This is a genomic window from Pseudoxanthomonas spadix, from assembly GCF_003703395.1.
GTDB classification, from domain to species: Bacteria; Pseudomonadota; Gammaproteobacteria; order Xanthomonadales; family Xanthomonadaceae; genus Pseudoxanthomonas_A; species Pseudoxanthomonas_A spadix.
In genome coordinates this window covers 405,759-418,490 of sequence record NZ_RDQN01000003.1, presented here as the reverse complement: position 1 = coordinate 418,490, position 12,732 = coordinate 405,759, and the positions used below count along the sequence as shown (strand labels likewise).

6 protein-coding genes are annotated in these 12,732 nt (G+C 68.7%); 2 read left to right on the top strand and 4 right to left on the bottom strand.

What is annotated here, in order from left to right; all coding sequences use genetic code 11:
- Positions 1-105: 105 nt before the first annotated feature.
- Positions 106-549 carry an Hsp20/alpha crystallin family protein gene (locus D9R12_RS07040; RefSeq protein ID WP_014160412.1) on the bottom strand — a complete coding sequence of 148 codons (444 nt, stop codon included), beginning with the start codon at positions 547-549 and terminating at the stop codon, positions 106-108.
- Between the two features lie 191 nt (positions 550-740).
- Between D9R12_RS07040 and D9R12_RS07035 the strand changes: the two genes are divergently transcribed.
- Entirely contained in the window at positions 741-1,223 is a 483-nt protein-coding gene (locus tag D9R12_RS07035; RefSeq protein WP_122229310.1) for a peroxiredoxin, read from the top strand.
- A gap of 38 nt (positions 1,224-1,261) precedes the next feature.
- A complete protein-coding gene (locus D9R12_RS07030; protein ID WP_014160410.1) occupies positions 1,262-1,831 on the top strand; it encodes a ferritin-like domain-containing protein in 570 nt (189 codons plus the stop codon).
- A gap of 85 nt (positions 1,832-1,916) precedes the next feature.
- Here the strand turns inward: D9R12_RS07030 and pbpC are convergent, their stop codons facing one another.
- The 3 genes from pbpC to gyrA all read right to left on the bottom strand — a co-directional run bounded on the left by pbpC (position 1,917) and on the right by gyrA (position 12,485).
- Positions 1,917-4,289 carry a penicillin-binding protein 1C gene (gene pbpC, locus D9R12_RS07025; protein ID WP_425479059.1) on the bottom strand — a complete coding sequence of 791 codons (2,373 nt, stop codon included), beginning with the start codon at positions 4,287-4,289 and terminating at the stop codon, positions 1,917-1,919.
- A 157-nt stretch (positions 4,290-4,446) separates the two neighbouring features.
- Positions 4,447-9,399 carry an alpha-2-macroglobulin family protein gene (locus tag D9R12_RS07020; protein ID WP_170159190.1) on the bottom strand — a complete coding sequence of 1,651 codons (4,953 nt, stop codon included), beginning with the start codon at positions 9,397-9,399 and terminating at the stop codon, positions 4,447-4,449.
- Positions 9,400-9,776: 377 nt separating this feature from the next.
- Complete coding sequence (gyrA, locus tag D9R12_RS07015) at positions 9,777-12,485, bottom strand: DNA gyrase subunit A (protein WP_014160407.1); 2,709 nt, start codon at positions 12,483-12,485, stop codon at positions 9,777-9,779.
- Between the last annotated feature and the right edge of the window lie 247 nt (positions 12,486-12,732).

Below are 12,732 nucleotides of genomic sequence, written 5' to 3'. Positions count from 1 at the left end.
AAGCCCGCGACCTCGCAGCCGCGGGCTTGAACCTGGGCCTGATGCATTCAACAGCACATCACGCCCGTCACTCGCGCCCGGCAATCCGGGCTGGCGGCGTACAGCTTACTGGATCGATTCGCGCCCCACCTGGATCCGGCGCGGCGCGGCCTGCGCACGCTTGGGAATCACCACTTCCAGCACCCCGTCGCGGCCCGAAGCCACGATGCCGTCGGCATCGGCGGTTTCCGGCAGGGTGAAGCTGCGGGCAAACCTGCCGTGGCGGCGCTCCTGGCGCGTGAAGCGCTGGTCTTCGCCCGCCTCCGGCGCGGCCCGCTGGCCGCGGATGCTGAGCACATTCTTGTCCATCTGCACCTCGATCGTATCCAGGTCCACGCCCGGCAGATCGGCGAAGATCACGAACCGGGTGGCTTCTTCCTTCACGTCCACCGGCGGCGACCATTCGGCTTGTTCGGGGGACTGATTGGCCTGCACGAAACGCTCGATGACCCGGCCCAGATCGGCCTGGGCAGGAAGGCCGGACCAGCCGTTGTAGCGCACAAAATTCATGGCATGTCTCCTGTTTGGTTGCCGACATTCCGCGACTGCGGCGCGGCAGGGGCCCGTGGCCTCCATGGCCAGCAGATAGGCGCCTCCAGGCAGTTTTCAAGGGCCTTGACGCGCCCTTCCCATGGCCGCTCCTAGGGTGGCGTTCATGCACCCGCCAGCGCGGCGGGCGCGCCCCTTGACGAGACTTGCCCATGACCATCCAGCGTGGCCAGCGCATCCCCGAGATCACCCTCAACCGCATCCGCCAGGGGGTGGAGAAGGTCGACACGCCGACCCTGTTCCAGGCGCACAAGGTGGTCCTGTTCGGCGTACCCGGCGCCTTCACCCCGACCTGCTCCGAGCGCCACCTGCCAGGCTTCATCGAGCACTTCGACGAATTCCGCAAGCGCGGCGTCGAGGTCTACTGCGTGGCGGTCAACGACCCTTTCGTGATGAAGGCCTGGGGCGAATCGCTGCATGTGCCCGATGGCCTGCAACTGCTGGCCGACGGCAGCGCCGAGCTGACCAGGGCCATGGGCCTGGACATCGACCTGAGCGGCAACGGCATGGGCCTGCGTTCGCGCCGCTATGCCCTGTACGCGGTCGACGGCGTGGTCCAGGACATCTGGGTCGAGGCGCCGGGCGAATTCAAGGTGTCCTCGGCCGAACAGGTGCTGCAGCAGATTCCCGCCTGACCCTTTTTCTTCCCTATCGCACAAACAGGAACCCACACATGTCCCACACGCCCGCCACCTTCGACAAGACTTCCGCCAGCGCCCTGTCCGACCGGGACACGCTGCGCGCCAACGCGCGCAAGCGCATCGAGGACGGCGCGATCACCGACACCTACACCGCCGACCGCGACCAGGTGATCAAGCTGCTCAACGAAGCGTTGGCCACAGAGTACGTGTGCGTGCTGCGCTACTACCGCCACTACTTCATGGCCAAGGGCATGCTGGCCGACTCGATCAAGGCCGAGTTCCTGGAGCACGCCCAGCAGGAGCAGGAGCACGCAGGCAAGCTGGCCGAACGCATCGTCCAGTTGGGCGGCGAGCCGGATCTCAACCCGGACACGCTAAGCCAGCGGTCGCACGCCGAATACAAGGAAGGCAGCGACCTGCACGACATGGTCAAGGAAGACCTGATCGCCGAGCGCATCGCCATCGACAGCTACCGCCAGATGATCAACTACATCGGCGACAAGGACACCACCACCAAGCGCCTGCTCGAAGCGATCCTGGAGCAGGAAGAACAACATGCCGACGAGTTGTCGGACATGCTGGAAGGCTACACCGGCAGGTAATTCATCGCCGGATCCTGGGAATGAAAACGGGCGCCTGCAGCGCCCGTTTTTCTTCTTGCGCACATTGCATCACCGCGACCAGGGCTCAGCGAAGCACGCGAAAGCGCACGCTCGCCCATGCCCCGCTCTCGGCCAGCGCAGTGAGCGTGTGCTCGCCGGGCGCGTCGAAGCCATGCTCGAAGCCGCGCGTGCCGCGGGTCCGCGCGATCCAGCGGCCGTCCACCAGCCATTGCACGTCGGTGTCGGTGCCCAGCGCCCGCAGGCGCAGCGTGGCCGGCGCAGGGCTGCCCGGCGCGCGGGCGATCGTGGCCCGGTCATTGAGGCCTTCAATGCGCAAGGCGGCGCTGGCGTCGCGGCCGTCGGCAGCGCAGTCGGCGGCCAACGGCGGCAGTTGCGAGGCGCTGCGCTGGGCTGCCGTCAGCCACGGCGAAGCCAGCGCCGGCCAGCGTGCGATCTGCGCGGGCTGCGCCAGGTGCGGCGCAGTGCAGTCAGCCGACAGGCGCCTGCCACTGACGGCATCGCGCTGGAAGGTTTCCAGCCCGCTGCGCCACAGGCGCGCGTCGCGCTCGGCGAAAGTCGGCGGCACGTTGCCGTCCAGGGTCCAGGCCTGCAGGCGCTTCTGGCACAGCTGCGGCGCCCGTGGATCGGGCGGCAGGCCCAGCGGCCAGCACACCTCCACCTGCGCCACGGTGGCCGGCGCCGGCGTGGTCATCGCATCGCTGCGACCACGCGGCAGGCTGTCGATCACCTCGAACATCAGCGGCAACGCGGTGACCGCGCCGTACTGGCCTGGCAACGGCGTGCCGTCCGGGCGACCGACCCACACCCCGACGGTGTAGCGGCCGGTGCCGCCGATGGCCCAGGCATCGCGATAGCCGTAGCTGGTGCCGGTCTTCCAGGCCACGCGCGGGCGCGAGCCGGTATCGAAGGTGTCCAGCGCGTAGCCCGGACGCGGGTTGTCCTGCAGGATCTGGCGCACGATCCAGGCCGCACCGGGCGAGAGCAGGCGGCGGTCGGACTTGGGATCGTCGCGGGTGTAGCGCACGCGACCGGACAGCCCGTCGCGGTTGAACGCGGCAAACGCACCGACCAGATCCTCCAGCCGCGCCCCGGTCCCGCCCAGGATCATCGCCAGGTTCGGCCCGGAGCCGGCGGGAAAACGCAGGTCGATCCCGGCATTGGCCAGGCGCGCGGCAAAACGCGACGGGCCGACGTGGTCCAGCACATCCACCGCCGGCACGTTGAGCGAGAGCCGCAATGCCTGCGCGGCGCCGACCGGGCCGTTGAAGGCCGCATCGAAGTTGCCCGGCCGGTAGCCACCGAACCCCTGCGGCGCATCGACCAGCAGGCTCTGTGAATGGATCAGCCCATCATCCAGCGCCAGGCCGTACAGGAACGGCTTGAGCGTGGAGCCCGGCGAACGCCAGGCCCGGACCATGTCCACGTGGCCCAGCCGCTTGCCATCGCCAAACTTCACCGAGCCGACGTAGGCGCGCGCTTCCATGGTCGCGTTGTCCACCACCAGCAGCGCGGCCGAGGTGCGTTCGGGCAGCTTGGAGAAGTACGCGGTGACGCGCTGCTCCAGGGTGCGCTGCAGGTCGGCGTCGATGGTGGAGACGATGCGTGAGGCGGCAGGCTGGCGCTGGTGCAGGCGCAGGGCCAGCAGCGCCGCGCTCAGCGGTGGCTGCAGCGAACGGGCGACCACCGGCTCGATCCGCGCATCGTCCACCTGCGCCTGCGACCACACCTGCAGCGAGACCATGCGCGCCAGCACCTTGTCGCGCGCGGCACGGGCAGCCTGCGGGTGGCGGTCCGGGCGCAGCCGGCTGGGCGACTGCGGCAGCACCGCCAGCAGCGCGGCCTCGGCATGGGACAGGCGCGAGGCCGGCTTGCCCAGGTAGGCCCAGCTGGCCGCTTCGACCCCTTCGATGGTGCCGCCGAACGGGGCGCGCTCCAGGTACAGGTCCAGGATCTGGCGCTTGCTCAGGTGCACTTCCAGTTGCACGGCGCGCAGCAGCTGCCTGGCCTTGCCCCACGGCGTGCGCGTGTGCCGGCTGTTCGCCGGCGGCTCCAGGATGCGCGCGACCTGCATGGTCAACGTCGAGCCGCCGGAGACGATGTGCCCGTGCATGGCCAGCTGGCCACCGGCACGCGCCAGCGCCCAGGGATTGATCCCCGGATGCCGCCAGAACCAGCGGTCCTCATAGGTCAGCAGCGCCTGCAGGTACAGCGGCGAGACGCCTTCGCGCCGGACCGGATAGCGCCACACGCCATCGCGATCGGCAAACGCACGCAGGGGGGTGCCATCGCGCGCCACCACCAGGGTGCTGGTGTCGCCCGCCCTGGGCAACGGCGGCGGGAAGGTCAAGTCCAGCACCAGCAACGTCAGCAGCCCGCCCACGCTGGTCCAGCGCAGGACCTTGAGCAGCATGGCGATACGCGGGCGTAGCGCCTTCATCGACGGTGCGGGTCCTGGCTCATTGGTCAGCGATGGCGCAGGTGAAGGCATCCACGGCGGCCACGCATGATAGCGGCCGTGCCGGTCAGCCTGATCGTCCCGGACGTGGACAACGCGCCGGCCAGCATCAACCCGACTGCTGGCGGGCGCTTTTCATTTACGGCTGCACCACCGTGATCGTCGCCGGCATCGAGGCGCCCACACCGCGGATCTCGGGCCGGTACATGTCTTCCACCAGCGGCGGTGGCACGGTGTAGGTGCCGGGGGTCACCGCGCGGACCAGGTAGAACACCTTGGCGCCGCGGCCACCGGCGGACAGGCGCAGGGCGGCCACGTAGCGGTCGTCGCGGAACTCCTCGTGCTTGACGTCGGCCGCATCGCCGCGGTCGGTGATGTTGATGCCATCGACCACCACATCGGCCCACTGCTTGGCGTCGGACAGGTTGAAGTTCTCGATCTCCAGGCCCGCCGGCAGCAGGTCGGTCAGCAGTGCGTCGGGCATGGCGGTATCGGCGGTGATGCGCAGGCCGACGATCAGCGCCTGCCCCTCCTTCAACGTCCCGCCGGTCCATTCCTTGCCATCGGTGGTGTAGTAACGGCGCACCACGCTGAGCCTGGAGGTGTCCTCGGCCGGCGCGCTGCGCGGCACGCCGGCGATTTCCAGGCTGGCGTACAGCGGCGGCGTGCTCCCCGATCCGGTGGGGGACAGGCCTCGTGGGGTGAAGGTCACGCCCTTGGCCAGGGTCTGCCCGTCGAAGCTGCGCGCGAACAGGCGCTGTCCGTCAACCACCTCGCTGGCGTCATTGGCGGCCCAGGTCCCGCTGACGGTCTTGGCCTGCGCATCGGCCAGCAGCGACTTGCCCAGGCGCGCCAGGGCGACCTGCTCCTGGGTGCTCAGGTAGAACCAGCGCGCCTTGCGGCGCTCGTCCAGCTCGCGGCCCAGGGAGATCACACGGGCATCGTATTCGGGCCGGGAGAGCTTGCGCTCGCGCACCAGGGCCAGCATCAACGCGTCATCGCGCAGCCGGGTGCCGTAGTCGCCCAGGTAACCCGGCCGGTCGCCGGTTTTGTCGAAGCCCAGCGCGATCGCCCGGCTGCCACGCTTGCTATCGCCCTGCAGCGACAGCGCGATGCCCAGATGCACCAGCGGCAGGCCGGTCATCGACTTGACCCGGTCGTTGTCATAGAGCGCGCGCAGCGTGCCCAGCGGCGCACGGCCCACGCGCGCCAGCACGTAGCCTTCGTAGGCCTGGTTGGCAAAACGCAGGTGGTCGCGGAAGTCGGCGCCATAGAACTGGTTGCCGCCGGACAGCAGGTCCTCGCTCAGGCGGTTGAGTGCCTTCTGCAGCACCGCATCGGGCACCGCGAAGCCGGCATCGCGCGCGTCCAGCAGGAACTCGGCGACATACGGGGTGAGGTACGGCACCACGTCGCTGTCATCGCCCCACATCGAGAAGTTGCCGTTGGCCACCTGCATCGAGGTGATGCGGCCGAACGCGCCTTCCATGCGCTCGCGGCGCTTGTTGGCATCCAGCCCCTGCGTGCCCAGCAGCTCGGCCGTGGCCTGGTCCAGCAGCAGGGTGCCGTAGCCCTTGCTGGTGGTCTGCTCGATGCAGCCGTAGGGATACTTGAGCAGGTCCTCCAGCGCCGCGGCGAAGGGAATCGGCGGCAGCGCGCTGACCACCATGCGCGCGTTGATCGAGCCGGCCATCAGCCCCTCGCCGAAGGCCGCGCCCATGCTCACCGGCGCCAGCGGATCGATCACCCGGCTTTCGGTGCGCACCACGCTGGGCCAGCCGGCGCGCACCGGCAGGTCATACTTGCGGTCCACCTTGAAGCTGGTCGCCCCGCCTTCCACCCGCACCCGCACCTGCGCGGTGGTGTAGCCCTCGTTGGCCATGAGCGGGAAGCTGAGGGTGGTCTTGGCGCCATCGGCCAGCTGCGCGCTGCGACTGCCCTCGCCGATCGCCAGCGGGCCAATCCCGTCCACCTGCACCTTGAAGGTGCCCGGCTTGCCGGTGAAGTTCTGCACGTCCAGGGTGACCATGCTGCGATCGCCCGGTGCCAGCACACGCGGCAGGCTGGCCTCGGCCACCACGGGCGCACGCACCAGGGTTTCCACGTCGCGGTTGCCGTACTGGTCGTCCGAGTACACCAGCGCCGACACGCGCAGGCTGCCGTTGAAGTCCGGCACGTGCAGCACGATGCGTGCATTGCCCTTGGCATCGAGCTTCACCGGAGCGGCGAACAAGTCCACCGTCTGCACCCTGGCGGTGGGCCGCCTGGCCTGCGGCAGCGGGCCCAGGGCCATGTCGCCGCCGAAGCGCATGCGCGCGGTGTCGCCCTCGAAGCTCTCGATCACCCGTCCGTACACGTCGTAACTGTCCACGCCCAGGCGACGCTGGGCGAAGAACTGGGCGTTCGCATCGGGCACCGGATAGCCGGTGATGTTGAGGATGCCCACGTCCACCGCCGAGACGGTCACGTGCGCGTTCCTCCCCGCAAGCTGCGGCACGCTGATGGTGACCGCCAGGTCCTGCTCGGGCTGCATCTGGGTCGGCGCCTTCAGGCCGACGGCGACGCGACGCGCGCTGCGGTCCATCGGCACGTGCGCCACCCCGACCGCGCGTGCGGGCGTGATCCTGGACGGCGCGCTGCCGCCGCGGAACACCAGCGCGGTCACGTATACGTCGTGGCGTTCCCAGTCGGCGGTGACCGGGATCTGGAAGGTGCTGCCGGCCTTGGCGTCAATGTTCCTGACGTAGAGCATGTGGTCGGACTCGACCATCAGCACGCCCTTGCCCGGGTGCGGCGGGGTGAGCGTCACCTTGAGCGTGTCGCCGGCGCGATAGCCGGCCTTGTCCAGCGACAGCTTGACCTTGTCCGGGCGCGCGTCCAGGCCGCGGTTTTCGTCGCTCCAGCTCCAGCCGGCGGTGAACGGATAGCGCGTGGTCAGGCCGGTGGCCGGGTCGAACACCTCCAGCCGGTAGCCGCCCCACTCCACCGGAAACTCGACCCGCGCCGCGTCGGTCCGGACATCGAGCGTGCGCGTGTCCACGTTCTCGAAACGCTGGGTGTAGTCGAACGCCCAGCCGGTGTCCTCGTCGTGGGTCCAGTGGTAGTCGCGGCGTTCGCGCACCAGGGTGACCTTCAGCCCTTGGCCCGGCACGCGCTTGCCGCTGGCGTCCATGCGCGCGATCTCGAAGCCGGCGGTGCCGTTGGCATCGGAGCCCTCCTTGTCGTCGAACAGCGGCCGCACGCCCACCAGCACGGCGGCCGGCCACATCACCCGCTTGAGGGTGCGGTTGACCGTGCGGCCGCCGGATTCGTACACGCTGGCCGAAACGATGGCCGCCACCGGCGTGACCGGCTTGACCTCCTCGGGCAGCGCCAGGTCGCCTTCGAAATGGCCCCTGGCGTCGAGGGTCGCATCGACCACCTCCTTGGCTTCCCTGGGCAGCTCGACGGTGGGGTCGCCGAAGAACCAGCCCGGCAGCTTGTCCAGCGGGTGCTGCTCGACCGCCACGGCCAGCTTGGCGGTGAAGCGGTTGCCGTCGGCCGGCGCGCCGTACAGGTAGGCCGCGTCGGCCTTGAGCGCCAGCGGCGCGCCGGGCCTGAGCGTATCGGCCGCGGACAGGTCCAGCTTCATGCGCTCGGGCAGGAATTCCTCGATCCGCAGGGTCATGCCCTGCACCGCCTGGGCGCTGGCCGGATCGGTGCGGAACTCGATCTGCCAGCGCCCGGTCGGCGCCTCGGCGGGAATGGCCTGTTCGAACGCGAAATATCCCTGCTCGGCCGGCGCCAGGCGGGTTTCGCGGAACACCTTGCCATCGGGCTGCTTGAGCCGCAGGTACAGCGGCTGGCCGGGCTTGACCGGCTTGCCGTCGAAATCGCGCAGCAGCGCCGACACGCGCACGGTTTCGCCCGGGCGATACAGGTCGCGGCCGGACCAGGCGAACACATCGAACCAGGCCTGCTCGCGCCCGGCCACCGCGAACTCGGACAGGTCCAGCGCCGGCTGGTTGAACGGCAACAGGGTCACATCCTTGCCGCGGCTGGCCACCAGTACCTGGCCGGCGTCCAGCGCGTACTTGAGCAGCGCGTTGCCGTTGCCGTCGGTCTCGCCCTTGAGCACGGTATTGCCCTTGGCGTCGAGCACCCGCAATTGAGCGCCCTTGCTCGCCTCGCCGGTGGCCAGCGAGGCGGTGTGGACGAACAGCGTGTCCTTGTAGGCGCGTGCATGCAGGCCTAAGTCGCTGACGCTGAAGAACACGGTCTGCAGGTCTTCCGAGTAACGCCCCACCCGCTTCATCACCGCAAAGTACAGGCCCGGCTCCTGCAGCTGCCTGATGTCCTGGGTCGGCAGGTAGCTGAGCGCGCGCTCGTTGGGCTTGCCGTCCAGTACGAAGCGGTTGAGGTAGACCGAGTCGGCCATGTCTCCAAGCGGGGTGTGGTCGCCGTAGCTGCGGTCCAGGTCCCAGGCGCCGCGACTGCCGCCGCGCTGGTACTGGTCGAAGAAGCGCGGCAAATCCGCCTCGCGCACGCGCAGGAATTCCACGTCCACTTCGGCCACGTTGATCGACACCACCGGCAGGCCGCGGCTGTCCTTGGCCGGCAGCACGCTGCCCTGCGAGGCAAAGCCCACCGACGGCTTGAGCGAACCGCTGTGCACCACCTGCTCGACGCCCTTGCCCAGGCGCGCACCGGCGGCGGCCAGCAGGCCGGCGTCTATCTTCACCGTGTAGTCGCGCGCGGCCTCCACCGACGGGAAGCGCAGGACCTTGCCCTCATCCCCCAGCACCCAGCTGCCGCTGACCGGCGCGCCCTTGTCGTCGGTGACGTGCAGCAGCGCGTCGAAGTCCTGCGATTCCACCAGCGGCTGGCTGAATTCCAGGGCGAGGGCGACTTCGCCGTCCTCCTGGTCCGGATAGGCGTTGACCAGGCCGAAGCCGGCGATGGCCTTGGCCTTTTCGGCCCTGACTGCCTCGCCGGAGACCTGGGGCAGCTCGCCGGTCTTGTTGCGGTCACAGCCGGCCAGTGCCAGCAGCCCAAGCGCGGCGGCCAGCAGCGCGTTGCGCCAGGGACGTTGCGATGCGAAGCGGGAAGACATCCGGGCGGCTGAAGCCTGGTGCGCATCCAGCGCGGCGGCGTGCTGCAATGCGCGTGCGCCGTGGCCCTGCGTGCTCTCCATGTGACGCATTCCCCTGCCCAGGTTTGCGCGGGAGTATAGAACGCGGACGATCCTTCAAAACGGCGCCAATGAGCAGTTGTCTGGAGTGGGAGCGGCTTCAGCGGCGATGTGACCTACCGGGAAAGCCCCATCGCGCCCCTGCGGTGCGCTCCTACGGGAAAGCCCATCGCGGCCATGGCCCTACGGCCACATCGCTGGGATTTTGCCCCCTCTCCCCCGCAAGCGAGGGAGAGGGGGCACGAACGCGCCGAGCAGACAGTTGCTCCTACGGGGCGAACCGGAGGCCATCCGACGTTTCAGCCCTCGGGCTGGATCTGGCTGGATGCGTCGGTGCCTTGGGCCGCCGCGTCCAGTTCCTCGCCTTCTTCCAGCGAGGCATCCAGGCGCTCGATCGCCTGCAGCTTCTCGCCCTTGGACAGGCGGATCAGGGTCACGCCCTGGGTGTTGCGGCCCACCCGCGAGATCTCGGTCGAACGGGTCCGCACCAGGGTGCCGCCGTCGGAGATCAGCATCACCTCGTCGCTATTGCCCAGCAGCAGCGCGCCGACCAGCTTGCCATTGCGGGCATTGGTCTGGATGCCGATCACGCCCTGGGTGCCGCGGCCCTTGCGCGGATACTCGGCCAGCGCGGTGCGCTTGCCATACCCGTTCTCGGTGGCGGTGAGGATGTAGCAGCCCGATTCGTCCTGACTGGTCTCCAGCACGGTGTCCTCGGCGGCAGCCTCGAGGGCTTCATCGGCGTCGGCCACCTCGTCATCGGTCTGGTCGGCGTCCGCGCCGGCCGCACGGTCAGCCACGATCAGGCTGACCACGTGCTCGCCCCTGGCCAGCCTGATGCCGCGCACGCCGGTGGCGGTGCGGCCCATCGAGCGCACCGCTTCCTCGCCGAAGCGCACGGTCTTGCCATTGGAGGCGAACAGCAGCACGTCGCGCTGGCCATCGGTCAGGGCCACGCCGACCAGCGCGTCGCCCTGGTCCAGGTTGATCGCGATCTTGCCGCGCGCCAGGCGATAGGCGAACTCGGTCAGCGGGGTCTTCTTGACCGTGCCGTTGCGGGTGGCGAAGAACACGAAGCGGCCTTCGGCGTATTCGCGCACCGGCAGCACCGCCTGGACCTTCTCGTCGGCTTCCAGCGGGATCCAGTTGACGATCGGGCGGCCGCGCGCATTGGGCCCGGCTTCGGGCAGCTGGTGCACGGCCAGCCAGAACACCCGGCCCTTGCTGGTGAAGGTCAGCAGCGTGTCATGGGTGTTGACCAGCCACAGGTGATCGATGAAATCCTCTTCCTTGGTGGTGGCCGCGTTGCGCCCGCGGCCACCGCGCTTCTGCGCGCGGTAGCTGCTGGCCGGCTGACGCTTGGCGTAACCGGCGTGGGAGAGCGTGACCACCATGTCTTCCGGGGCGATCAGGTCGAGGATGTCGAAGTCTTCCTCGCTCTGGCGGATCTGGCTGCGGCGCGCATCGCCGAATTCCTCCTTGACGTTGAGCAGCTCCTCGCGGATGACCTGCTTGAGCACATCCGGGTTCTGCAGGATGCGGATCAGGCCGGCGATGGTCTCCAGCAGCAGCTTGTATTCCTCGGTGAGCTTTTCCTGCTCCAGCCCGGTCAGGCGATGCAGGCGCATTTCCAGGATCTGCTGGGCCTGGGTCTCGGTCAGCTGATAGCGACCGTCCAGGAAACCCACGCCCTTGGGCAGGTCTTCCGGACGCGAGGACTCGCTGCCGGCCGCAGCCAGCAGCGAACCGACCAGGCCCGGCTCCCAGGTCCTGGCCAGCATGCGTTCGCGCGCCTCGCCGGGGTTGGCCGAGGTCCTGATCAGCTCGATCATCTCGTCGATGTTGGCCAGCGCGACGGTCAGGCCTTCCAGGACGTGCGCGCGGGCACGGGCCTTGCGCAGCTCGAAGATGGTCCGGCGGGTGACCACCTCGCGGCGGTGGCGGACGAAGGCTTCCAGCATCTGCTTGAGGTTGAGCAGCTGCGGACGGCCGTCGACCAGGGCGACCATGTTGATGCCGAACACCGATTCCATCGGCGTCTGCGAATACAGGTTGTTGAGCACCACCTCGGCCGATTCGCCGCGCTTGACCTCGATGTAGATGCGCATGCCGTCCTTGTCGGATTCGTCGCGCAGCTCGCTGATGCCCTCCAGCTTCTTTTCCTTGACCAGCTCGGCGATCTTCTCGATCAGCCGCGCCTTGTTCACCTGGTAGGGGATCTCGGTGACGATGATCGCCTCGCGTCCGCTGCGGTCATCCACCTCCACCTCGGCCCTGGCGCGCATGCGCACCCGGCCACGGCCGGTGCGATAGCCGGCGATGATGCCGGCGGTGCCGTTGATGATGCCGGCGGTGGGAAAGTCCGGGCCGGGGATGTATTCCAGCAGCTGGTCGATCTCGATCAGCGGGTTGTCGATCATCGCGATCAACCCGTCGATGACTTCGGACAGATTGTGCGGCGGGATGTTGGTGGCCATGCCCACGGCGATGCCGGCCGAGCCGTTGACCAGCAGGTTCGGGAAGCGCGTCGGCATGACCGACGGCTCCTGTTCCTTCTCGTCGTAGTTGGGGGTGAAATCGACGGTTTCCTTGTCGATGTCGGCCATCAGCTCGTGGGCCAGGCGCGACATGCGCGACTCGGTATAGCGCATGGCCGCGGCCGAATCGCCGTCGACCGAACCGAAGTTGCCCTGGCCATCGACCAGCATGTAGCGCAGCGAGAACGGCTGGGCCATGCGCACCAGGGTGTCGTATACCGACTGGTCGCCATGCGGGTGGTACTTGCCGATCACATCGCCGACGATGCGCGCGGACTTGAAGTGCGGCCTGTTGCTGTGCGCGCCCAGTTCGTGCATCGCGAACAACACCCGCCGGTGCACCGGCTTGAGGCCATCGCGCACGTCGGGCAGGGCGCGGCCCACGATCACGCTCATGGCGTAATCGAGGTAGCTCTTGCGCATCTCGTCTTCGAGGTTGACCGGGATGATTTCGGTGGCGAGATCAGCCATTGAATGTCCGTGCTTGTCTTCGGTACGTCAGGCCAAAACCCGGTCTGCCGCAACGATCGCGGCACCTGGGTCTGGGAGGGGTGTTGAACCGTGAAATTGTAACACGCCACGCCCCCACGACGCCGCCCGGGATTCGGCGCAAATCAAGCACTTGCGCGTGGAACCCGGCGCCGGCGGAGACCTTGCGCGGCAGGTTCCACCAAGGCCTTCCGGCCCGCCCGCATGAGCGCGCGGGCTGCGCGCCAGG